General features: G+C 41.3%; 19 protein-coding genes and 2 pseudogenes. 16 read left to right on the top strand and 5 right to left on the bottom strand.

Features of this window, described 5'->3' with window-relative positions; genetic code table 11:
* Nucleotides 1-60 precede the first annotated feature (60 nt).
* The 6 genes from AC04Q4_RS07510 to AC04Q4_RS07485 all read left to right on the top strand — a co-directional run bounded on the left by AC04Q4_RS07510 (nt 61) and on the right by AC04Q4_RS07485 (nt 12,377).
* Complete coding sequence (locus AC04Q4_RS07510; protein WP_476388793.1) at nt 61-1,905, top strand: extracellular solute-binding protein; 1,845 nt, start codon at nt 61-63, stop codon at nt 1,903-1,905.
* Between the two features lie 146 nt (nt 1,906-2,051).
* Nucleotides 2,052-4,217: an ATP-binding protein gene (locus AC04Q4_RS07505; RefSeq protein ID WP_476388792.1), complete on the top strand. Its 2,166-nt coding sequence runs from the start codon at nt 2,052-2,054 to the stop codon at nt 4,215-4,217.
* A gap of 109 nt (nt 4,218-4,326) precedes the next feature.
* Nucleotides 4,327-7,155, top strand: a complete 2,829-nt coding sequence (locus tag AC04Q4_RS07500; RefSeq protein WP_195456598.1) for a transporter substrate-binding domain-containing protein — start codon at nt 4,327-4,329, stop codon at nt 7,153-7,155.
* Between the two features lie 51 nt (nt 7,156-7,206).
* Nucleotides 7,207-7,404 (top strand): hypothetical protein, encoded by a 198-nt coding sequence (locus tag AC04Q4_RS07495; RefSeq protein ID WP_173756609.1) that lies wholly within the window; start codon nt 7,207-7,209, stop codon nt 7,402-7,404.
* Nucleotides 7,405-7,489: 85 nt separating this feature from the next.
* Nucleotides 7,490-8,989: a response regulator gene (locus AC04Q4_RS07490; protein ID WP_173756607.1), complete on the top strand. Its 1,500-nt coding sequence runs from the start codon at nt 7,490-7,492 to the stop codon at nt 8,987-8,989.
* 649 nt (nt 8,990-9,638) lie between these two features.
* Complete coding sequence (locus AC04Q4_RS07485) at nt 9,639-12,377, top strand: response regulator (protein ID WP_476388791.1); 2,739 nt, start codon at nt 9,639-9,641, stop codon at nt 12,375-12,377.
* Here the strand turns inward: AC04Q4_RS07485 and AC04Q4_RS07480 are convergent.
* Both AC04Q4_RS07480 and AC04Q4_RS07475 read right to left on the bottom strand, forming a co-directional pair.
* The gene (locus AC04Q4_RS07480) at nt 12,362-12,661 is read right to left on the bottom strand and encodes a hypothetical protein (protein ID WP_476388790.1); all 300 of its coding nucleotides are present in this window, start codon (nt 12,659-12,661) and stop codon (nt 12,362-12,364) included. The genes AC04Q4_RS07485 and AC04Q4_RS07480 overlap by 16 nt on opposite strands.
* 13 nt (nt 12,662-12,674) lie before the next feature.
* A complete protein-coding gene (locus tag AC04Q4_RS07475) occupies nt 12,675-13,820 on the bottom strand; it encodes an aldo/keto reductase (RefSeq protein WP_476388789.1) in 1,146 nt (381 codons plus the stop codon).
* 195 nt (nt 13,821-14,015) lie between these two features.
* Between AC04Q4_RS07475 and AC04Q4_RS07470 the strand changes: the two genes are divergently transcribed.
* The 5 genes and pseudogenes from AC04Q4_RS07470 (at nt 14,016) to AC04Q4_RS07450 (ending at nt 17,202) form a co-directional block, all read left to right on the top strand.
* Complete coding sequence (locus tag AC04Q4_RS07470) at nt 14,016-14,378, top strand: MATE family efflux transporter (RefSeq protein WP_476388788.1); 363 nt, start codon at nt 14,016-14,018, stop codon at nt 14,376-14,378.
* 22 nt (nt 14,379-14,400) lie between these two features.
* Nucleotides 14,401-14,595, top strand: a complete 195-nt coding sequence (locus tag AC04Q4_RS07465; protein ID WP_416385844.1) for a hypothetical protein — start codon at nt 14,401-14,403, stop codon at nt 14,593-14,595.
* Nucleotides 14,596-14,716: 121 nt separating this feature from the next.
* Nucleotides 14,717-15,869, top strand: a pseudogene (locus tag AC04Q4_RS07460) (MFS transporter).
* Between the two features lie 4 nt (nt 15,870-15,873).
* Complete coding sequence (locus AC04Q4_RS07455; protein WP_476388787.1) at nt 15,874-16,722, top strand: DegV family protein; 849 nt, start codon at nt 15,874-15,876, stop codon at nt 16,720-16,722.
* A 183-nt stretch (nt 16,723-16,905) separates the two neighbouring features.
* A complete protein-coding gene (locus AC04Q4_RS07450; protein WP_476388786.1) occupies nt 16,906-17,202 on the top strand; it encodes a hypothetical protein in 297 nt (98 codons plus the stop codon).
* Here AC04Q4_RS07450 and AC04Q4_RS07445 read toward each other — a convergent pair.
* Nucleotides 17,140-17,550, bottom strand: a complete 411-nt coding sequence (locus tag AC04Q4_RS07445) for a radical SAM protein (protein WP_476388785.1) — start codon at nt 17,548-17,550, stop codon at nt 17,140-17,142. The two genes, AC04Q4_RS07450 and AC04Q4_RS07445, sit on opposite strands and share 63 nt — an antisense overlap.
* A 200-nt stretch (nt 17,551-17,750) precedes the next feature.
* Entirely contained in the window at nt 17,751-17,957 is a 207-nt protein-coding gene (locus AC04Q4_RS07440) for a hypothetical protein (RefSeq protein ID WP_173737344.1), read from the bottom strand.
* Between the two features lie 236 nt (nt 17,958-18,193).
* Between AC04Q4_RS07440 and AC04Q4_RS07435 the strand changes: the two genes are divergently transcribed.
* The 4 genes and pseudogenes from AC04Q4_RS07435 to AC04Q4_RS07420 all read left to right on the top strand — a co-directional run bounded on the left by AC04Q4_RS07435 (nt 18,194) and on the right by AC04Q4_RS07420 (nt 20,362).
* Complete coding sequence (locus tag AC04Q4_RS07435) at nt 18,194-18,778, top strand: biotin transporter BioY (protein ID WP_119239640.1); 585 nt, start codon at nt 18,194-18,196, stop codon at nt 18,776-18,778.
* A pseudogene (locus AC04Q4_RS07430) lies at nt 18,762-18,935 on the top strand (CHY zinc finger protein); the annotation flags it as partial. The gene AC04Q4_RS07435 and the pseudogene AC04Q4_RS07430, both read left to right, overlap by 17 nt.
* Nucleotides 18,936-18,972: 37 nt before the next feature.
* Nucleotides 18,973-19,311: a hypothetical protein gene (locus tag AC04Q4_RS07425; protein ID WP_330596694.1), complete on the top strand. Its 339-nt coding sequence runs from the start codon at nt 18,973-18,975 to the stop codon at nt 19,309-19,311.
* The gene (locus AC04Q4_RS07420) at nt 19,304-20,362 is read left to right on the top strand and encodes a family 43 glycosylhydrolase (RefSeq protein WP_173737342.1); all 1,059 of its coding nucleotides are present in this window, start codon (nt 19,304-19,306) and stop codon (nt 20,360-20,362) included. The genes AC04Q4_RS07425 and AC04Q4_RS07420 overlap by 8 nt, the downstream gene beginning before the upstream one ends.
* Before the next feature lie 32 nt (nt 20,363-20,394).
* On the opposite strand, the gene AC04Q4_RS07415 is transcribed toward AC04Q4_RS07420, so the two are convergent.
* A complete protein-coding gene (locus AC04Q4_RS07415; protein WP_476388784.1) occupies nt 20,395-21,504 on the bottom strand; it encodes a helix-turn-helix domain-containing protein in 1,110 nt (369 codons plus the stop codon).
* Between the two features lie 205 nt (nt 21,505-21,709).
* Between AC04Q4_RS07415 and AC04Q4_RS07410 the strand changes: the two genes are divergently transcribed.
* The gene (locus tag AC04Q4_RS07410; RefSeq protein ID WP_187307648.1) at nt 21,710-23,086 is read left to right on the top strand and encodes an MFS transporter; all 1,377 of its coding nucleotides are present in this window, start codon (nt 21,710-21,712) and stop codon (nt 23,084-23,086) included.
* The last annotated feature ends 2 nt before the right edge of the window (nt 23,087-23,088 follow it).

Here is a 23,088-nt window from a genome sequence, read left to right as displayed (position 1 = left end):
TGTTATTTCATAGGCGTAACAATAATGATTTTATCAGGAAAGAATGAGGAAAATAAAAGTATGAAAAAGGCAAAACGTTGTCTGATTGCAGTGGTGTCAGGTGTACTTGTAGCATCTGCTGTCTTGTCTGGATGTGGACAGTCAAAGAAAGAAGTATCTAAAAATGATGATCATCTTACCGTTTATCTGTGGGAAAATCGTTTGATGAAAAATATTGCACCCTATATCCATGAACAGTTTCCTGATCAGGATATTGAATTTATTATTGGTAACAATGATACCGATTTATACAGTTATTTTAAAGAACATGATGAATTACCGGATATCATAACAGTACGTCGATTCTCTGGAACAGATGCACAGGACTTACAGCCTTATCTTATGGATTTTGCTTCTTATGATGTTGTTTCCAAGTATTATTCTTATGCGGTGCAATATTATAAGAATGAGGAGGATGAAATCCAGTGGCTGCCAATCTGTGGTATTCCGCAGACGATCATTGCCAACAAAACACTGTTTGATCAGTATGGCGTAAAGATTCCAGAAAATTATGAGGAATATGTACAGGCCTGTCAGCAGTTTTATGATAATGGCATAAAACCGTATTCCATGGATCTTGGTGAAGACTGGTCTAATAATGAGATCATCCAGGCGGCGGCAATCGGTGAGTTCACAAGCCTGGATGGTATTGAATGGCGAAACGGTGCAGAGACTGCATCGGATGAAGTAAAGTTTGATGATGCATTATGGAAACGTATTTTTTCAGAAACCAGCCAGTTTCTGAAAGACTCGCACTTTGGTAAAGAAGATATCAATATTGACGTCGATACAGGAATCCAGATGTTTGTCGAGGGAAAATCAGCAATGTTTCATGGACATCCGACGGTTATGCAGCAGCTGCAGAAACAGATGGATGCGGAGCTGACCCGTATTCCTTATTTTTCACAGACATCGGATGAATCCTATGTGTACATGACTCCGTCCTTAAACATTGCATTTAACAAAAACCTGGAAAAAGACCGGGAGAAACTGGATACTGCACTGGATGTGCTGGATTGTATGATTTCAGAAGAGGGGCAAAAACTGATTGCGGATGGAAGCGGTGTTATTTCATTGAATACAGATGTTCCAACCATGATGCAGGATGTGCCTGGACTGGAAGAGGAAATTAACAATAATGCTGTTTATATCCGATATTCCGCTCAAAAATCATTTGATGCAAGTCTTGAGGCTGTTCACGGATTACTGTCAGGGGAAATGGATGAAACACAGGCTTATGATACTTTGCGCAGTGTAATGAATCGTAAAGATCCAGAAGAAAAAGCAACGGTGAATTTTGAAAATGAATATTCCATTTCACTGAACGATAGAAATGGCCGTGATGCAGCATCTTCCATTTTAACTACGATCAGAGAAGAAAATGATGCACAGCTGGCTCTGGCACCATATTATTATTTCACTTCCTCTATGTATAAAGGAGAATGCACCAGCAGCCGGGTTGGCATGATGACAGCGAAGAGTTCAGATACAGCATTATATGTTACAAAAATTAATGGTAAACAGGTTTATGAACTCGTGGAAAATTATTTTGCTGATGCTGATGAGAATTTTTATGTAACCAATAAATACGAATTACCAATTGCATCCGGTATGAAAATGATCGTCAGTCAAGAGGAAAGTGGATTTTCGTTAAAGGACTTAACAGTTAATGATAAGAAAATAGACAAAGAAAAGGAATACTCTATTCTTCTTACAGACACCACAATGTCTGTTTTGACAAAAATAAATCCGAAATGTGAGATTGAACAGCTTAAAGATACAACATTATCAAGTGCATGGACCGAAGCAATGTCAAAAGGACAGCAGCCGTCAGCACCGGAAGGCTATATAGAGGTTGAACAGTAAAAGTGGAGATAGAACAAGCGGTAAATAAAAGAAAAAAAATAACAAGGCTGTTGCTTATACTACTTATTATTCTTTTAAGCTTAGTTTTTATAAAGTATCTTATAAGTAAGTCTAATAAGTATATCAGCGAAAATGGAAAAAGCAGTATGGGAGCTGTTGTTGAACAGATACAGCAGACCTATGATCTTCAAGTGAGTGGGTACTACAGCCAGCTGCAGTTGGTTGAGGAATTTTTACTTCATGAGAGAGAGCTGTCTCTTGAAACGGATGTGAACAAAAGTTTCTTTGAAGCATGGGAAAAAGAATCGGAAAGTACACTTATATTCCTTCAGGAAAATGGTCAGGCAATATCAGCAGATGGAACAAAAATGCGGATTGATATGCCAAGTAAATTTCTGCTGGACTTAAAGAATGGATACAATATTGGAAAACTGGTGCGTCTTGATTATGATCAGAAGAAAAAAGACGGTTATCTGGTTGCGATCCCATGTCAGGAATACACGATCAATGGGGAAACTTATACGGCAATTGGAACTGTGTATGATCATTCGAAACTGGATTCCATGTTAAAACTGAAAGGTTATGATGGGAAAGCATATTTGTTCATGCTGGATCATGACGGAAATATTACGTATACGAACCTGAGTGGTGATAAATACCAGCGTAATTATTCTTTGTTAAAACATTTAAAAGGGGAACAGGCTATTACAGAAGAAGAGGCTGATTTGTTCAAAAAGAAGTTTGATAACGGAGAATCCGGAGTTGCACTTTTGGGAAAACAGGACCCCTATTATCTGGGGTATTGCCCGATCGAAAGCAACAACACCATTTTGGTATGTATTGTGGCAAAGGGAGTTATTGACAATGTGCTGATGGATTACCAGAAAACGGTGCTGTTTACAACAATACTCATGGCAGGTTTTATACTTTTACTTTTTGCCGGATTATTCTACAGTATTTCCAGACTTAGTCTTGCAGATCAAAAAGCAGAATATGAAAAAAGAAATAATGAACTTCATTTACAAACAATGAAGGAAATGGAAGTAGTCAATCAAAAACTGAAAAAGGCAAAGAACGCTGCAACAGAGGCTTTACAGACAGCTGAAAATGCAAATAAGGCGAAAACGGATTTCCTGTCTAATATGTCACATGATATTCGTACTCCTATGAATGCAATCATTGGTATCACATCTTTGATCAGACATGATGCAGGTAATAAAGCAAAAGTTATAGAGTATGCAGATAAAATAGATATTTCATCACAGCATCTGTTGGGAATTATCAATGACGTTCTGGATATGAGCAAGATTGAGGCAGGAAAAACAGTCTTCAAGTATTCTGACTTTTCTATTCTGGATTTTGTACAGGAGCTTGACACTATGTTTCATTCTCAAATATATGAAAAGAAGCAGACGCTTACAATCATAAAAGAAAATATTCAGCATGAGTGGGTGAATGGGGATCAGGTTCATTTGATGCAGATTTTCAGTAATCTGCTGTCTAATGCCATAAAATATACGCAGGAAGGTGGAAAAATTCAGCTTCTGGTAGAAGAATGTGAGACAAATTCATCTGTCTATGCAAAGTACCGTTTCTTAGTTAGCGATAATGGCTTGGGAATATCGGCAGATTTCAAAGAGATAATCTTTGATCCGTTTACCCGCGCTGAAAATTCTGTGACGAATAAGATACAGGGAACCGGACTTGGAATGGCGATTACCAGAAATCTGGTTGAAGCAATGGGAGGCACCATTGATGTGGAGAGTGAACTGGGGCAGGGAAGCTGTTTTGAGGTTCTCATGGATCTGAAAATTGCAGAGGATAGAACGGTTGCTCTGGCGGTACAGGAAGAAACCGATGAGCAGGATGGAAATATTCTGCAGGGAATGAGGTTCCTGTGTGCAGAAGATAATGAGATAAATGCGGAAATCTTGACGGAATTGTTAAAGATTGAAGGTGCGGAATGTACCATCTGTGAAAATGGCGAAGAGATTTTGAAAGCATTTGAACAGTCTGCTCCAGGTGATTATGACATGATCCTGATGGACATACAGATGCCTGTTATGAATGGCTATGAGGCGACGAAGGAAATCCGCAGAAGTTCCCATGAACTGGCAAAGACGATTCCGATCATTGCCATGACTGCGAATGCATTTTCAGAGGACATTCAGCATTCTCTGGCAGCCGGTATGAATGCACATGTTTCAAAACCGGTTGAGATGACGGTACTGGAGAAGACGATCAGAAGCATAAAATCCGGCGGGGGGGGGGCACCGAACCGCAGGGCATTGAACAGTGACAAATGGTTTTGATACAGTAGTGTAATTTTATTAAATCAGAAGGTTGACAAAGAGATGTATAGAGAAATATATTTGACAGACAGACAGACAGACAGACAGACAGACAGACAGGAGATTTAATATGATTTCGAGAGCAAAGAAATATGTGGCAGTGTTACTGGCTTTTGTATGCGTGTGTATGATATTTTCTCCCCAGACTGCATATGCAGCCGAGGACAGTTCGCAGCATGAAACTGTCAAAGTCGGTTTCTTTGCCATGGATGGTTATCATGTGATGGATGAAGAAGGCAACCGCAGTGGGTATGGTTATGATTTTCTTCGGCTGATGGCCCGTTATTGGGATGTAGATTACGAATATGTCGGATATGATAAGAGCTGGGATGATATGCAGCAGATGCTTGAAGATGGCGAGATTGATATGGTAACATCTCCCCGCAAAACACCGGAAAGAGAAGAAAAGTTTGATTTTTCACGTCCGATCGGAACCAATAATGGGATTCTGACCGTCCGCAGTGACAACAGCACGATTGTGGATGGCAATTACAGTACTTACAACGGTATGCGTGTGGCACTTTTGAACGGAAGCTCACGAGATATAGAGTTTGCGGATTTTGCAGGCAATAAAGGATTTACATATGATCCATTTTATTTTGATACGACAGCAGAGATGGAGGAAGCTCTTCTGAGCGGAAATGTTGATGCTATTGCTGCCACTTCTATGAGAAAAACAAACAATGAGCGTATCGTGGATAAATTTGACAGCAGCGATTTCTATGTCATTGTTAAAAAAGGTAATACAGAATTGCTGAATGAGATCAATTATGCAATCGACCAGATGAATGCAGTTGAGGGTGACTGGAAAACGACACTTTATAATAAAAATTATGAAAGCATCGAAACTAAGAATCTGGAATATACGGAGAAAGAAAAAAGTATTATTTCACAGTATTCCAAGGACAACCCGCTTCATGTTCTGTGTGATCCGACCCGTTATCCATATTCTTATAATGAAAATGGTGAGATGAAGGGTATTATCCCGGATTACTTCCGGAAAATTGCAGACTATGCCGGGATTTCCTATGAGTTTCTCACACCTGTCACCAGAGATGAGTATATTGCTTATCAGAAAAATAAGGAAACCACAGATATGAGCATCGATGCACGTCTGGAAACAGATAACTATGCTGAGACGAATAAATGGGGGATTACTGCACCTTTCATTACGATGCAGATGGCAAGGGTGACACGGCGTGACTTTGATGGAAAAATTAATGTTGTTACTACTGTTGACCAGACAGCATCAAATTCAATTGAAGATGCAATAGCACCCGGTGCAGAAAAACTGATGTGCAGTACCCGACAGGAAATGATGGAAGCTGTCCGTAAGGGTAAAGCAGATGCTGCCTTCGTCTACTATTACATGGCACAGGCGTTTGTGAACAGTGACACTACGGGCACCATGACATATACTCTGCTGGAACAGCCTACATTCACCTACCGCATGGTAATTTCATCAACTGAGAACCATGCGCTGGCTGGTATTCTGACGAAAGCAATGTATGCCATGCCAAAAAATCTTGTTGAAGATCTTGCAGCACAGTATACCACATACAAAGCAACAGAGCTGACATTTGTTGACTGGATACGTCTGCATCCTGTTGTTACTGTTTGGGTTCTTCTTATTTTTGGATGGCTACTGACTATTATGGCTGTAACAATGGTGCGTCTCAGTGCAAGAAAAAAAGCTCAGAAGGCGGACCAGGAGAAAGCTGAGGAAATGGCGGAACTGGCAGAGCATGCACAGGCTGCAAACAAGGCCAAAACAGCATTTCTGTCACATATGTCCCATGATATGAGGACACCGATGAATGCAATCATAGGATTTACCGGTATTGCAATGAAAAACAATCCGTCAGACGAAGTGAAAAATTGTCTGGAAAAGATTGACGAAAGCTCAGAGCATTTACTGTCGCTGATCAATGATTTATTAGATCTGACCCGCATCGAAAGTGGAAAAGTGAATTACAATCCGGTACCGGCGGATGTGAAAAACATTACAGATTCTGTATTGGATATTACAAAAGGCTTTCTTACGAACAGGGATATCAACTTTAAGATTCAGCGTGAAGAAGCAAAGATTCCAAATGTACTTGCGGATCCTGCACGCCTGCGTGATGTGCTGGTCAATATTCTGAGCAATGCCGTGAAATTCACTCCGGATGGAGGGACGATTACATTTGAAGCCCGGTGTCAGGAAAAGGGCGGGGATGGATATATAAATATGCGTTACCGCATTTCGGATACTGGTATTGGCATGAGTGAGGAATTTACAAAAGAAGTTTTTGAGGAATTTGCACAGGAAGATTCCGGTGTGAGAACGCAGTACCATGGAGTTGGACTGGGGATGGCTATCGTAAAGAAGTATGTAGATATGATGGGTGGAACCATTTCCGTGCAGAGTAAAAAGCATGAGGGAACCACATTTACTGTGGATATTCCTTTGAAAATTACAGATAAGGAATGTAATAAGTCAGACACAGGTTTTTCTGAAAAGGTAAATCTTACAGGTGTGAATGTCCTTATTGCAGAGGATAATGAACTGAATGCAGAGATTGCTACCGTGCAGTTGGAAGAGTTCGGGATGAATGTAGAAAGAGCTGTGGATGGAAAGAATGCTGTTGAGATTTTCAGAAATCATCCGGAAGGCACATTTGATGTAATCCTGATGGATATCATGATGCCTGAAATGAATGGTTATGAAGCGGCAAAAGCAATCAGGGCAATGAATGACAGACCGGATGGAAAAAACATTCCTATTATAGCAATGACAGCTAATTCATTTGCAGAAGATGTTCAGGCATCACTGGATGCAGGAATGAACGCACATTTGTCAAAGCCGATTGTGATTGATGAAGTTATAAAAATGATTTTAAGGTATGTATATAATTGATTAGCAGAGGTTCATGAATTAGTGGAATACAATTGACAGGAGGACTAAAATATGACAATGCGAGAGTGCTATGAAGCTATTGGAGGAAACTATGAAGATGTCCTGGGACGCCTTCACAGCGAAGCACTGATTCGGAGATTTACATTAAAGTTCCTTGAAGATCAGAGTTATATACAGTTAAAACAGGCATTGGAAAAAGTGACAGAAGTATATGAGATGACGATTGAAGAAATAAAGAAGGGAATGTAGCATTAAGTGATGCGACATGACTTTCTGTCTTGAATCAAGTGCTTGGAAGATCATAAAAAACGAGTGGATAAAGGTAATAAAAAGTATGGATAAAAGACAAAAAATCCTGATTGTAGATGATTCAAAATTAAACAGGGACATATTGAAGGAGATTCTCGGAGAAACTTATAATTATCTGGAAGCTGAAAATGGAAATCAGGCAATCCAGATGATAGGAGAAAATATTGGAATTGATCTGATGCTTTTAGATATCAATATGCCACAGATGAATGGTTTTGAAGTCTTGAAAATAATGAAAAGAAGCCAGTGTATTGCTGAAACTCCTGTCATCATGATATCTTCTGAAGATGCTGTTGATACTATGCGTAAGGCATATGAGCTGGGAATCACAGATTATATCACACGACCGTTTGATTCTGTGATTGTAAAGAAAAGAGTTCAGAATACCTTGGGCCTCTATATGAATCAAAAGCATCTGATAAATGTGGTTTATGATCAGGTTTACGAAAAAGAAGAAAATAATAATATCATGATCCGGATTATGAGTAATATATTGGGATCCCGTAATAGAGAGAGCAGAGAACACATCCTGCATATAAAAACAGCAACGGAGATGATGCTGAGACAACTGGTAAAAGTAACAGCTGCTTATCCTTTGACAGAGGCAGATATTGCTTTGATTACAACTGCTTCTTCCCTTCATGATATTGGTAAGATTCGTATTCCGGAAGAAATATTGAATAAGCCAGGCAGACTTACAGATGAAGAATTTCAAATTATGAAAACTCATAGTGAGCTTGGCGCAGCTATAATTAAGGATATGGACTTTCTGCAAGATCATCCACTGGTGCATACCGCATGGGAAATCAGCAGATGGCACCATGAAAGATGGGACGGAAAGGGTTATCCGGATGGCTTGAAAGGTGAAGAAATACCAATCTCTGCACAGGTGGTATCAATTGTCGATGTTTATGACGCACTTACAAGTGAAAGATGTTATAAGAAAGCATTTGATCATGACACAGCGATTCAAATGATCCTGGATGGGCAATGCGGACAATTTAATCCAATCCTCCTTAAGTGTCTGAAAGAACTGAGTATTCAGCTTTCAAAAATGTCTGGTAAAGAGACGGATGATAATAAACATTATTATGAAATACAGAGACTTTCGAATGAAATACTCAGCGATAAATTCTTACCGAACCAGATGTATTCACAGAATCTTATCAAGGTCATGCAGGAAAAAATCGATTTCTTCAAATCGAACAGTGGCAAGAATTCGATTGATTACAATGCGGTTTCGGGTCAATTAACTATATTAAATGGAGAACATCAGATATTATGTCAGAGAGATAATCCGAATTTCAATTTGTTTAAAGAATTTGGAGTAAATGAAGAAGATGTTCAATGCCTTCGTGTTTTATTACATCAGACATCTGTACAAAATAAAGAAATATCTGCCACGATAAAAGCGACGGTGGAAAATAACAGTCAGATGTATAGAATGAAATTGCATACATTGTGGTCGCCTTTAAAGAAGGAGGGATACATTGGAATCATTGGATATTTTGACACTGTAAAATAAATATGAAGATCACAATCATAGAGTGTATGGAATCAAATCCATATGCTCTTTTTCTTGAAATAAGTATGCTTTAATTAGCTGAGTAGATATGTTTGAAGATGAAAGAGAAAGAATACTAAGGTGGTAGCTGAAATTGACTTTATTCGCACTTGGGATTATAATTTAAAAATAGAAATATAATTGATCGTGAACTCACTATAATATGAAGATGAAGGCATGGAATATCTTTCAATCAGTCAAACAGCTGGAAAATGGGGACTGTCGAAACGACGAGTGCAGGTATTTTGCTCTGAAAATAGAATTCCTGGAGTAATGCGTGTCTCTATAGACATTAACATTTAGCTCATACATTAACTATATTTCATTTTCAGGCAAATTTCAATGTTAAATATTGATTTTGCCTTTTTGTTGTACCTAAAATTCAATAAGACATCCTATCTTGTTCACATCCTACGCTTTTTTATCACATCCAAATCTTTTTATTAATATTTTTCATCAAAGCAATGTTGCCAAATAGCTTAAGTTAATGACATTGGGAGTGAACAGTAACCGAAACATTGTACAACCTTTACAAATTCGTCCATTATCATTGCTATTTTTTAGTAAAAAGAGTATACTTTAAAGCACTAAACACCAGGAGTATAAAATTATGAACACACACTCATCCGGATATTACAGCATAGACAAAGACTATAATATCCTAAGCTATAACGACACTGCCAAACAACTGTACCCCAATCTCCAGCCGGGAGTGAAATGCTATAAGGCACTTATGGGGCTTGATTCCCCATGCCCGCCCTGCCCTGTAGCACTGGGGATACAGGGGCCAAAGACCTACCTGGATCCGATCCGTCATATTTATGAGACAGTTGATGCAGTAGAGACTGTACAGCCCGACGGTAGCAGAGGACATGCACTTGTATTCAGCACAGTAGCCGAAGGAGAAAGCCTGTCAAAGTCTATTCCCACAGGTGAGAACTCTCTCCGTCTGCTGGGTGCCATCAACCTGCTTGCTTCTGACTACATGTCTGTTTATGGCGTAAACCGGGAAACCGGGAAAATCTCCGTATATCGTTCCAGATTTACTGATGCTTTTGCGGATATTAAAGATAATGCAGACTATAAGCTGTCATTTAATTTTCTCATCCAGAAATATATTCATCCGGATGAGCGTTCCTATGTGTCCATACACCTGAATTATGAAACCCTGCTGGAAAGACTTTCTCAGGAAGCCTCTTTCAAATTCCATTTCAGGGTTGTCACAGATACTGTCCATTACTATTATCTGCTCATTGCCAGAAACGGAAACGCCGATGACTATCGGAATTTCGTAATTGCAGTGGCCTGTGAAGACAATGATGTGACAGCACGCAAAATCTATGAAAATCAGCTCCACTCTCTTCTGGCATCCATTACCCATGCTGCCGGCTACTTTCATCTCGACCTTACAGATGATAAGATTCTGAAGATCGGAGGCACTTCTGCCCTGGCCTATAAGATAGATGCTGACGCTTCCATTGACCATTTTATTGCAGAGACTGCTGTTTTTATACCGGTATTAAAGGACAGAAACGATTTCATCAACGCATTTTGCCGCAGTTCCCTGATGAAAAGCTACGAGGACGGTCAGGTAGAGGTCACCAGAGTTTCCCGCTGTCTCTACGATGACAATATAACCAGGCTTTCCAAATATGTGACAAGACTGCTGCTCAATCCTTCCAATAACCATCTGGAAGCAATCCTCTACGGTGAGGATGTCACCAGAACACAGGAAGCCTATGAGACACAGGTAAGTATTGTCCAGACACTGAGCAGCAACTACCTGAACGTATACCTGATCAATCCCAGAGAAAAAACGCTCTCTGTGATCAAGCAGGAAGACCGCGATGTCCCTGCTCCGGACAAAAAACACAACAATACATACCCCTATGATCTTTTCCTCTCAGACTATATCCGGCAGCGTGTATATCCGGATGACCGTACAATGCTGGAAGAATCACTGGAACTGGATAATGTAATGAGTGTTTTGTCCGGTCAGTCCGAATACAAGGGGAATTACCGGATAAATGACAGGGATGGTATCCATTACTATCAGTTCCGCTTTATCAAAAACGAAGACTCCGGTATCATTGTTCTGGGATTTTTGAATGTGGACGATGTGGTGGAATCAGAAATCAGACACCAGAAGCTTCTCAAAGAAGCTCTTGATACTGCCGAACGTGCCAATGCAGAGAAATCCAATTTTCTTTCCCGTATGTCCCACGATATGCGTACGCCGTTGAATGGGATCATTGGTCTGCTGGAAATTGATAAAAAGCACGAAAATGATATCGGATTCCTGAAAAGTAATCGTGAAAAAGCATTCATTTCAGCCAGTCATCTGCTCTCTCTTATCAATGATGTACTGGATATGTCCAAGATCGAGGAGGGCGGACTTGTACTCAACCATGAACCTTTTGATCTGATCAGATATGAAAAAGAGACACAGATGCTGATTGATATGCAGGCACAGAAAAATGGCATTGATTTCACCGTTCATATCGCACCGGAGATATACGAACATCCCTTTGTATACGGCAGCCCTCTGCACCTCCGTCGTGCCATGATGAATATTTACAGTAACTGTATCAAATACAACAGAGAAAATGGGGCAATCCATACGGAGATCCATGCTCTCCCTTCCCATGATCATAAGCTGGTCTGCAGATGGACGATCTCTGATACGGGAATCGGCATCAACAAAGAATATCTGGAGAAGATCTTTGAACCCTTTACTCAGGAGAATATGGATGCCCGAAGTGTATATCATGGCACCGGACTGGGTATGAGCATTGCCAAAGCGCTATTTGAACAGATGGGTGGTACCATTGAGATTTCCAGTACTCCGGGTATCGGAAGTACTTTTGTGATCACTTTGCCATTTGAAGAGGCAGAAGAAACGGATATCTCTTCTGAGCCAGAATCTGAGCGAAACTCCATTCAGGGCATAAAGATCCTGCTGGCAGAGGATAATGAAATAAACAGAGAAGTGGCACAGGTACTCCTTGAAGAGGAAGGTGCTGTGGTAACTGCAGTATCCAATGGCAAGGAAGCTGTAAAACTTTTCTCCCGTCACCCCGAGGGGACATTTGATGTGATACTTATGGATATTATGATGCCTCTGATGGACGGATACGAGGCCACACGCCAGATCCGGAAGCTTGACAGGACGGATGCTTCTTCCATTCCCATCATCGCACTGACCGCTAATGCTTTTGCAGAGGATGTACGCCATGCACTGGACTGTGGTATGAACGCACATCTGGCCAAACCACTGGATGTAAAAAAAATGATCCATACGATTGCCTGTTACTGTTCAAGGGTATGCATAAGTCATTGTAAAAAGTGACGAATTTTTATTTTTTTATATTGTGGATAATCATGTTCAGCAGAAAAAACTGTGTTTATAGTTTTTTCTGCTGTTCCTTTTGACAGAGTGTACAGGATATTTGGATAAAGAAAACCGATGGCTTTAACTGTTTCCCAGTTTACACCATCGGTTTTCTTAAGTCCAGTTAGCCCTTGAACAGTAACGATTGCGCGGATGAGAAGGAAGCTGCGGCAGATTTTATGAAGCTGTGCAGTAAGTAAACAATAATGATAAAGGGTGAGAAGTTCAAAAAAGCTTCTCACCCTTTTGGATTATTTAGCAGCCGAATAATTCGGCTGTTTTTTTCATGCGCTCTGCGATCGGAACGCCGAAGGGGCAGCGGGATTCGCAGGCCTGACATCCGATACATTCAGAAGCTTTATGTTTCAGAAGCTCGTAATGAGACTGGATGGTTGCAGGCACGGAAGGCTGCATGGTAGCCAGATCATAGAATTTATTGATCATTGCGATATCCAGGTTAGATACGCAGGGCTTGCAGTGTCCACAGTAGGTACATTCTCCGCGGTAGGAATGCAGTGGGGCATTGGCAAGTATGGATGCATAGTCCTTTTCCTCTTCGGAAGCATTCTCATAAGCAGTGGCAGCATCGATCTGTTCCTTTGTGTCATATCCGCACATAATGGAACAGACAGCAGGACGTGTCAGCGCATAGTGGATACACTGGATCGGTGTCAGGGTTACTCCAAACGGAGAGCGTTTTTCATCAAAAAGCCGGCCTCCGGCAAAGCCCTTCATAACGGTGATTCCCACATCATTCTGTTCGCAGACATTATATAAATGTGCACGGTCCGGATCAATTCCCTTGAGCTGGGAGTCAAATTCCTCTGCAAACATGGTATCGATATTTTCACTGGCAGGAAGCATGTCAAAAGCAGGATTGATGCTGAAAAGAATCATCTCCACATATCCGGATTCGGCTGCTTTGACTGCTACTTTCGGATTATGGGAGCTCATGCCGATGTGACGGATCACACCTTTGTCCTTTAATTCCATGATATAGTCCAGATAATCGGAATGCTGGATCTGTTCCCATTCCTCCTCAGAATCAACATAGTGGATCATTCCAAGATCAATATAATCCGTCTGCAGACGTTTTAACAGATCCTCAAATGCAGGGCGGACATATTTCATATCTCTGGTACGAAAATACTGTTCATTCTTCCAGGTGGAACCAATATGTCCCTGGATAAACCACTGACTGCGGTTATCCTTGATTCCTTTTCCGATGATATCTCTGGATTTAGGGTCCGCCATCCAGCAGTCCAGAATGTTGATTCCTTTTGAGGAGGCATAGTGGATCAGTTCAATGCTTTCCTCCTCCGGATGCCGCTCCAGCCATTCGCCGCCGAAGCCGATCTCGCTTACCTGGAGATCTGTTTTTCCTAATCTGCGGGTTTTCATTATCGAATTCCTCCTTATGTACAAGAATATTTTTATTGTACCATAAAAGTAAGAATTCAGAAAGTATTGTAAGAGTTGACTTAATATGCTTTTGAGGCATAAATGAGCTATGATGATAAGGTATTTGATATAGACAGCAATCGCGATCTATAATATAGATACACAAAACATAAAGACAGAGAAAGGAAAGCAGAAATGGAGCAGAAAACATTACTTTTTACAGATCAGAAAATAAAAGAGATGATCATTCCACTTTTTCTGGAACAGCTGCTGCTGTTTTCAGTTGGCTTTTCTGTTGTGATAATGCTGTTTGTATTGGTGGGAAACCGGTGGATGCTGCAGCTTCTGTTTGGAAAGGTAGAGGCTCCTGTAATGGATGCCTGTGTGACTTATCTTCGAATCTCTGCCTATTCTTATCCGGCTCTGGCGATAAACAATGCCGGTGCAGCTGTGTATCGAAGCCTTGGAAAGACAAATGTGACCATTGGTAATCTGGCTGGTACTGATCCACAATGTTTTCAATGCGACAGCATATCCTTTTTCGGGTGCCTTAAGTAACGGACTGCGCTCAGCAGGGGATGTGAAGTTTACCATGTATGTTTCAATCATCTCCACGATCGTAGTGCGGCTCTTTTTATCCTGGCTTCTCGGCATCGTATTTGACATGGGAGTGATTGGTATTGCACTTGCAATGGTAAGTGACTGGATCGTCAGAGCCGTGATCTTCCTGTGGAGACAGAAATCCGGAAAGTGGAAAAATTTCCAGGTGATCTGAGGCAGGAAAAGAATAATATGTGTGGAAGATATGAGGCATATATTACCGTAAGGATTGTATTTAGTTGGATAAATCAGGTATAATAACAAAATATAAATGAAAAAATAAGGGGAACAAAAAAATGAGTTTGTTATTAGGAATCATATATCTTTCATTTATCAGCCTTGGACTTCCGGACGCGCTTCTTGGAGCGGCATGGCCGGATATGTATCCGGAATTCCAGGTTCCGGTATCTTACGTGGGAATGATATCCATGATCATTGCGTTTGGAACGATCATTTCCAGTCTGCAGAGTGACCGTCTTACGAAGAAATTCGGGACAGGCAAAGTAACTGCAGTAAGTGTAGGAATCACAGCTTTTGCACTGTGGGGATTTTCAATCAGCCACAGTTTCTGGATGCTGTGTTTATGGGCGATACCGTATGGACTTGGCGCAGGAAGTGTAGATGCCTCTCTGAACAACTATGTGGCTTTACATTATGCAAGTAAGCATATGAGCTGGCTGCATTGCATGTGGGGCGTTGGCGCGACACTGGGACCGTACATTATGGGAGCAGTGCTTACCGGAGGTGCGACCTGGAACAGTGGATACCGGATCATATCTCTGCTGCAGATCGTACTTACAGCTGTTCTTGTATTCAGCTTTCCAAAATGGAAGAAACAGAGTGGATCAGAAGAGGAACAGGCAAAAAGCAAGTCTCTTTCACTTCGTGAGATCATTGCCATTCCAGGGGCAAAGGCAATCATGCTTTGTTTTTTCTGCTATTGTGCAGTGGAGCAGACAACAATGCTCTGGGCGAGCAGCTATCTGAACCTGGCAAAAGGTGTGGATGCAGAAACAGCCGCTTCTTTTGCGGGAATGTTCTGCATTGGTATTACGATCGGACGTGGTATCAATGGTTTTATTGCCATGAAGCTTAAAGATGCACAGATGATCCGGATGGATGGGACAGGCAATTATTTTTGCGGGAATCCTGATCATGCTGCTTCCTTTTGGAAAAACCGCTTCTCTGATTGGATTTTCCCTGATCGGACTTGGCTGTGCGCCGGTATATCCATGTATCATTCATTCCACACCGGAACATTTTGGAGCGGAACGTTCCCAGGCAATCATTGGGGTGCAGATGGCAAGTGCTTACATAGGAACCTGTCTGATGCCGCCACTGTTTGGTCTGAGCGCAAATCACATATCTATCCGGTTATTGCCGGTATATCTGCTGATCCTGCTTGTGTTAATGACATATATGCATGAATTATTGAACAGGAGGAAATAATTTTATGGTAAAAATAATCTCAGACAGTACCTGTGATCTTTCACCGGATCTTTTACAAAAGTATGATATTGATATTCTGCCGCTTCACATTCTGCTTGGAGAAAAGGAATACAGGGACGGCAGGGATATCACTCCGGATGAGATCTTTGCGTGGTCCGATGCGAATAAGACAACTCCGAAGACTTCTGCACCGTCGCTTATGGATGCGGTGGAGATGTTGAAGCCTTATGTCAGTGAACAGAGAGAGGTTATCTGCTTTTCCATTTCCTCTGGTATGTCCACATCCGGGAATGTTATGCGGCTGGCAGCAGAAGAGCTGGAGGCCTCCGATCTTGTGACAGTGATCGATTCGGCAAATCTTTCTACAGGAATCGGTCTTCTCGTTATTGAAGCAGCGATCATGGCGCAGGAAGGAAAAACTGCCGGAGAGATCACAGCAGTAATCGAAGAGTTGAAGCCAAAAGTACGCGCAAGTTTTGTGGTGGATACGCTGGTATATCTTTATCGTGGCGGGCGCTGCAATGCTGTTTCTGCCATGGCGGGAAGTGTTCTGAAGCTGCATCCCAAGATCGTTGTGGAAAATGGTGCAATGGATGCTTCCAAGAAATATCGTGGAAAACTTTCAAAGGTGATTACAGCGTATGTGAAAGATATGGAAGAAGAACTGAAGGATGCCCGTCCTGACCGCGTCTTTATTACACATTCCGGTTGTGACAGAGAAGTTGTGGAAGCAGTACGCACATATCTTGAAAATCTTGAAGTTTTTAAAGAAGTCCTTGAAACACGTGCAGGCGGAGTTATTTCCTGCCATTGCGGACCTGGTACTCTGGGCGTGCTGTTTATTTCGCAATAGAGTCAAAGCCTGAAAATAATAAGGAAGGTAGAAGGTGTGGTTCATACAAAGAAGATAATCAAGGAAACATTCTGGGAAATACTGGAAGAAAAGCCGTACAATAAGATCACGGTGCAGGATATTGTAAATCGCTGTTAGGTTAACCGAAATACATTTTATTATCATTTTCAGGATATTCCGACATTGATGATAGATTCTATCGAGGATTGGATGGCGGATGTAATTCAAAAATACGGAACACTTGAATCGCCGGCAGATTGTCTCACCTATATGGCACAGGAGTGCATGAAAAGAAAAAAAGTCTTTTTACATCTGTTCCGTTCTGTGCAGAAAGATATATTTTTATCCAGATTAAACGAAATGGGCTATGATATCATCCGTACATATGTAGACAGAATCGAGGAATGTGAGCAGATTTCAAAAGAAGAAAAGGAAGTACTGATCAAGTCCTATAATGTATATTTGTGGGAAGCCTGTTAGACTGGCTGGTTCTGGTGGTAAGCCATCATCATCAGTAATGGATTCATAGTTTGCACTGGTATAACAACAGGAAATGCCATAGATCAGTTTTTTTTTACGGAGAAGAGACATAGCTTTTGTTACTTTCTGATAGACACCATCACCACGGCGTCCATCCGTTGCCTCTTCAAAGCCTTCAAGAGAAATAGCAGGAACAAAATTTCCTACCCGGAGCATTTCGTCAGCAAAGTCCTCATCAATGAGAGTAGCATTTGTGAAGCATGAAAATACGCAGTCAGAATGCTTTTCGCAGAGACTGATCAGGTCTTTTTTTCGTACAAGCGGTTCGCCACAGATATAGATGTACATGTAGACACCGAGCTTTTTTCCTTTGACCAGCCAACCAGTGTAGCATTAATAAAGAAATTGACAGCAAGAGTTTTGGCAACATTAGGGTCAACATCTGTAAAAATTTTGCGGATATAGGAATAATAAGGATGTTCCGGGTTTTCGATTGATTCACGGATCGTTTTTCGCTGGGAAGGAAATCCACCTTTGTAAAAAATTAGTTATTTTGATAGCTGTTTCTCATTCAGATAATGATAGTCAGGCAGCTGGGCGGTATGTTTTACAATGTAATGGCGCATACATCCTTCGGCCAGAAGTGCACAGCCTGCAAAGAAAAGTGTATTTTTCAGGATCACTATAACGCCAAAAGCGCCGGACACCAGAATATAGCCGGTACATGCAATTTTTATCTGCTTCAGAAATATCACTTCGTTCGTTCAATGAATATGTGGACATATTAAGGCAGAAGTCCAGGATGAACAATGGATAAATGGGACTGGGATATCTGAAAACCAGACATGAAGAGATGATTTGTCTATATTTACCAGGTTTACAATTAAAGAATGTAAACCATAGTTTAAAACTCAGGTTGACAATTCTTCCCGGTTGTGATATAAAAAGAAAGTCATAACACATAATCTTTACGGGAAGAGGAGACATTATTATGAATCAGTCTTATGCAGAAAGCTCTGCTTCAGAGCGAAAGTTTACAACCAGAGAGATGGTACTGGTTGGTATGTTTGCAGCAGTTCTGGCAGTAATCTCACAGATATCACTGCCAATGCCGACAGGTGTTCCGATCACGATTCAGGTATTCGGTGTGGCACTTGTAGGAGCAGTGCTTGGTTCCAGACTTGGAACAACGGCAACGGTGGTTTACGTTCTCTTAGGTGCGATCGGTCTTCCGATCTTTGCCAATTTTACCGGCGGAATCAGCAGTATTGTAGGCGTTACCGGAGGTTATATCTGGGCATGGCCATTTATGACATGGCTTAGCGGAATCCGTCCGAAAACAGATAATAAGACAAAAAATCTGGCAATTTCCATCGGTTTTTCCCTGATCGGTCTTCTGATCGTTGAGACTATCGGTGGTTTACAGTGGCATTTTGTTGGCGGATCTATGAGTATTCCGGCCATTGCGGTATATTCTTTAACTGCATTCATTCCAAAAGATATCGTGATCACGGTTCTTGCAGTATTACTTGCCATTCCGATCCGAAAAGGAATCAACAATGCAGGAAACAGATAAGAAACAACATGTTAAGATTCACGGCATCGGACTTGATAAAGAAGGACGATGCAGGCATTACCATACCAGCCTTGATATAGCCGCATTACTCTGTGCAGAATGCAGAAAATATTATGCATGCTATTCCTGTCATGACGAAATTGAAGATCATCCCTTTGCAGCGACAGCACCGGAAGAAGAGTATCCGGTTCTCTGTGGAAACTGTAGGAGGAAGCTTACCCGCAAGGAATATAAGCAAGGCAGCTGCCCTTACTGCCATGCCGGTTTTAATCCACGGTGCAGTTTACATGAGAATATTTATTTTTCCTGTGGGGAATAGAAAAAATTACGGAGAAAGAATCAGGAGCATACGGAATTTTGGAAAAAAGTTCTGTATGCTCTTTTTGTTTATCTTAAAAAAGAACGGATTTAGGAAGAGACAGGGTAGATTTTATACAGGCGCAGAGAAAAGAAAAATGATAAAATTCTCAGAAGGAGCGGACCGGAAAGGACGCCGAATAATAAAAGACAGGAGAGAAGATCAAGATGAATAAATATGATAGATTTTATCCGGGAAGGGTTTGGCTGGATACAGAAGGAAAAAGAATACAGGCTCACGGTGGATCCGTGATCTTTATTGACGGAGTTTATTACTGGTACGGTGAAAATAAAGAAAAAACAGTACCTGGAAGCGGAATCTGGCACTGGGGTGTAAGATGCTATGCTTCCAGAGATCTGTACAACTGGGAGGATAAAGGACTGATCATTCCTCCGGAGCCGGATGATATCCATTCTTCTCTTCATCCATCCAGATGCATGGACAGGCCTCATATTATCTATAACAGAGGCACCGGAAAATATGTGTGCTGGTTAAAGATCATGAATCCTGATGAGACACAGACTTCAACAGTCCTTACTGCAGATCACTTTCTGGGACCTTATATCAAGGTAAGAGAAGGACTGAAGCCTTTGAACATGAGCGCAGGAGACTTTGATCTGGCAGTGGCGCCGGACGGAAAAGCATATTATTATTTTGAGCGTGTACACAGTGAAACCATTTGCGCAGACCTGACAGAGGACTATACAGATGTGACAGGATATTATTCCACACATTTCCCAAGACCTTATCCACCTTATGTCAGGGAGGCAACTGCTCATTTCAGTAGAAAAGGAAAACACTATCTCCTGACATCGGGAACCACTTCTTATTATCCGAATCCTTCAGAAATTGCCATTGCCGATACCTGGCATGGTCCGTACAGGGTACTTGGAAATCCGCATCCGGAGGACAAAAGCAACACATCTTATCATTCCCAGATTTCTTCTGTATTTAAGGTACAGGGGAAAAAGGATCTTTATATTGCATGTGCGGATCGATGGCTGCCCCGGCAGATGGATGCCAGATATGAGGAGTATTCCAGAATGTTTGAGGCAATCTTTAATCCGGATATTTCCGTTGAAGAACGTCAGAAGCTGTTAGCCAGGGAACCCCTTCCGGAGGATAACACATCTATTGCGGATTATGTATGGCTTCCGCTGCGTTTTGACGGAGAGATGGTGTATATCGACTGGAAAGAGGAATGGAGTCTGGACGATTATGAATAAATAAGACTGCTGGCGAATGGCTGCAAAAAATATTACCAGGGAAAATTCTCTGCTCTCTTTTTCAGGAACTCCTTCCTGTATTGCTGAGGAGAAATTCCCTGGTATTCTTTGAATACACGATAAAAGTGATCAGCACTGTTGTAGCCTGTTTTTTCGGAGATATCTTCTATGGACAGATCGGTTTTTTCCAGATATTCCAGAGCTTCTTTCATTTTCAGTGTTTTAATAAGCTGTGTGAAATTTTTGCCCGTGTTTTCTTTGATGATCTTGGAGAGATAAGGGACAGAATAGTGAAAACGCTCTGCAAGTATGGGAAGAGTAACCGTTTTGTAATGACTCTGAATGTAGCGGACAATGGGAATATGATCCGGGCCGGACTTGTAATAGGAAAACTGCTGGTAGATGTGGTAGGAGCGGAGGACATAGACAAACAGCAGATTGATCCAGTAAATATTGCATCGTTCCACATAATTGTCATACCGGAAATTCTCCAGAAACAGTTTCTTTACAAGATCTTTGATCTCACAGGAAGCATCAGTTTTGATCAGCAGATAATTGTCCTCCTCGGAGGAGGACAGGATCTTGCGGAAAAAATCTGACAGGATGTCATCAGAGGAAAGCAGAGGAAAAAACAGTTTGCTGAAAGTGCTTTCCTTAATATAGATCGGAAATATGTAGGAATCTTTGTTAAGAAGAGTTACATTGTGCCGGGTAAATGGAGATAGAATGCAGAAATCACCTTCCGTCAGAATCTGCTGTTCATCCAGAAAGGTAAGTTCACACTGACCACGGTAAACGTAGTCGATCTCAAAGCAGTCGTGGAGATGAATAAAATCCTTGCATCCCCAGAACTGGTAAACGACAGTGAGCCCTGCGTTCGGAGGAACAATATCAAAACGCTCCGGAATATGCAGGATCTTATCCGAAAAATAGAAATATAGTTTCCGGATCTCTTTCAAAAAGTCATCGTCTTCCAGACGGATCAGACTGGATGTATCTATGGTACCCGGAAATTCCTTAAGGTAATGCTTCTGTGTGTAGATCTGGTGAAGAATAAAAGGAAAATCAGGGGCTTCTCCTGTGACACGATGATATTCCTCTATATGGTCCTGAATCTCTCCGATGGAAATATAAAAATTCATAGGATTCCTTTCTTTATAGTATGGTTATCGTTATCATATTCTATGGAAAATTCTATCACAGGCCGCTTGTAAAGAAAATAATAAAATGTATAAAATATTAAAAAAGGTCGGATTTCAAAAGAAAGATAATAGATCATATAGGGGCAGATAACTGTTTCAGCTGATAGAATAGAACTATCAAAAGAGAAAGATGAGGAGGTCCGAAATGGAACAAAAAATGAAAGCAACCGATAAATTAAGCTGGCTGGAAAAGATATCCTTCTCCGGCGGTGAGATGGGAACAAACCTGCTGTTTACAGTTATGAGTGCATATCTGCTGGTTTACTATACCAATTATGCTCATGTAAATGCGGCAATAGTAGGAACCATTATGTTTGTGTCAAAGATCTTTGATGCGATTTCAGATGTGGCAATGGGATATGTGGAAGAAAGATTTGCAAAGCCAGGAGCAAAGGCAAGACCATGGCTGAAAAGAATGGCACTGCCATATGCGATCTCCGCGATCATTCTTTTTACTGTGCCGGATTTTACAAGCACGGTAGCTCAGGGAATTTATGTATTTATTACTTATAATCTGTTCTGTACGATCTACACAATGATCGTTATTCCGTATAACTCTCTTCAGGCGCTGATCACACAGGATAAGGATGATCGAAAGACAACAGGAGTTCTCCGGTCAATCTTTTCTACTATAGCATCTACGATCGTGAATTCCTTTACAATGATCTTTATAGGATGGGCCGGAAATACAAAGCTGAGCTGGACCATTGTTATCGGTGTATATGCTGTCATTGCGCTGATCGTATACAGTCTTTGCTATGTCAACACAACAGAAAGAGTTAATGCTGAGGAAGACCAGCATGGACAGGATGACAAAAAGCTTGGTTTTGTGGAAAGTCTTTTCAATGTAATGAAAAATAAATACTGGCGTATCCTTACAGTAAACGGTATTTTTTCAAGTGCTGTAATTTCCCTGAACATGGGCTCTATGTTCTTTTATCTGGCCTATGTCTGCGGAAAGCCACAGTCTGTTGCAATCGTAGGAATGTTACTGTCCATGCCGATGCTGGTACTGATCCCGCTGTCAGCACCGATCGTTGCAAAATGTGGAATGAAGAACAGTCTGGTAGCAGGTGTCCTGATCATGACAGTGGGAAGAATTATCGTTGGAGTAAGCGGAGAAAGCTCTTTGATGATGATCTATGTGGGAACCTTTATTTTTGCTCTGGGCTGCAGCACACAGTGGTGTTCTTATCCGCTTCTCTGCTATACCGTAGAATATGGACAGTGGAAAACAGGCGTCCGTCAGGAAGGTATGATCATGTCTGCAAACAGTTTTGGTTCCAAATGTGGTACCGCGCTTGGTACTGCACTGTGCGGCTGGGTACTTGCCTGGGCAGGATATAACGGAGCTGCGGAGATTCAGACTGCATCAGCACTGACAGGAATTAAGATCGTCTATGTTTATCTGCCTGTTATCTTAAATATTCTTTCTGCAGTGATCTTAAGCTTTTATAAACTGGAAAAAGAATACTCAACAATTGTTAAAGAACTGGAAGAGAGAAAGGCTGTTGGAAAGTAACT

It is taken from the genome of Blautia sp. HA8986, assembly GCF_056504635.1.
Note: the sequence above shows the minus strand (reverse complement) of the source record. Positions and strands in the feature narration are given on the sequence as shown.

Excerpts from the sequence above, each read along its gene's own strand:
- AC04Q4_RS07500 (WP_195456598.1), top strand. The coding sequence starts at position 4,327 with ATGATTTCGAGAGCAAAGAAATATGTGGCAGTGTTACTGGCTTTTGTA.
- AC04Q4_RS07485 (WP_476388791.1), top strand. The coding sequence starts at position 9,639 with ATGAACACACACTCATCCGGATATTACAGCATAGACAAAGACTATAAT.
- AC04Q4_RS07445 (WP_476388785.1), bottom strand. The coding sequence starts at position 17,550 with ATGTACATCTATATCTGTGGCGAACCGCTTGTACGAAAAAAAGACCTG.
- AC04Q4_RS07495 (WP_173756609.1), top strand. The coding sequence starts at position 7,207 with ATGACAATGCGAGAGTGCTATGAAGCTATTGGAGGAAACTATGAAGAT.
- AC04Q4_RS07435 (WP_119239640.1), top strand. The coding sequence starts at position 18,194 with ATGAATCAGTCTTATGCAGAAAGCTCTGCTTCAGAGCGAAAGTTTACA.
- AC04Q4_RS07510 (WP_476388793.1), top strand. The coding sequence starts at position 61 with ATGAAAAAGGCAAAACGTTGTCTGATTGCAGTGGTGTCAGGTGTACTT.
- AC04Q4_RS07490 (WP_173756607.1), top strand. The coding sequence starts at position 7,490 with ATGGATAAAAGACAAAAAATCCTGATTGTAGATGATTCAAAATTAAAC.
- AC04Q4_RS07475 (WP_476388789.1), bottom strand. The coding sequence starts at position 13,820 with ATGAAAACCCGCAGATTAGGAAAAACAGATCTCCAGGTAAGCGAGATC.
- AC04Q4_RS07505 (WP_476388792.1), top strand. The coding sequence starts at position 2,052 with ATGGGAGCTGTTGTTGAACAGATACAGCAGACCTATGATCTTCAAGTG.
- AC04Q4_RS07410 (WP_187307648.1), top strand. The coding sequence starts at position 21,710 with ATGGAACAAAAAATGAAAGCAACCGATAAATTAAGCTGGCTGGAAAAG.
- AC04Q4_RS07415 (WP_476388784.1), bottom strand. The coding sequence starts at position 21,504 with ATGAATTTTTATATTTCCATCGGAGAGATTCAGGACCATATAGAGGAA.
- AC04Q4_RS07470 (WP_476388788.1), top strand. The coding sequence starts at position 14,016 with ATGGAGCAGAAAACATTACTTTTTACAGATCAGAAAATAAAAGAGATG.
- AC04Q4_RS07455 (WP_476388787.1), top strand. The coding sequence starts at position 15,874 with ATGGTAAAAATAATCTCAGACAGTACCTGTGATCTTTCACCGGATCTT.
- AC04Q4_RS07420 (WP_173737342.1), top strand. The coding sequence starts at position 19,304 with ATGAATAAATATGATAGATTTTATCCGGGAAGGGTTTGGCTGGATACA.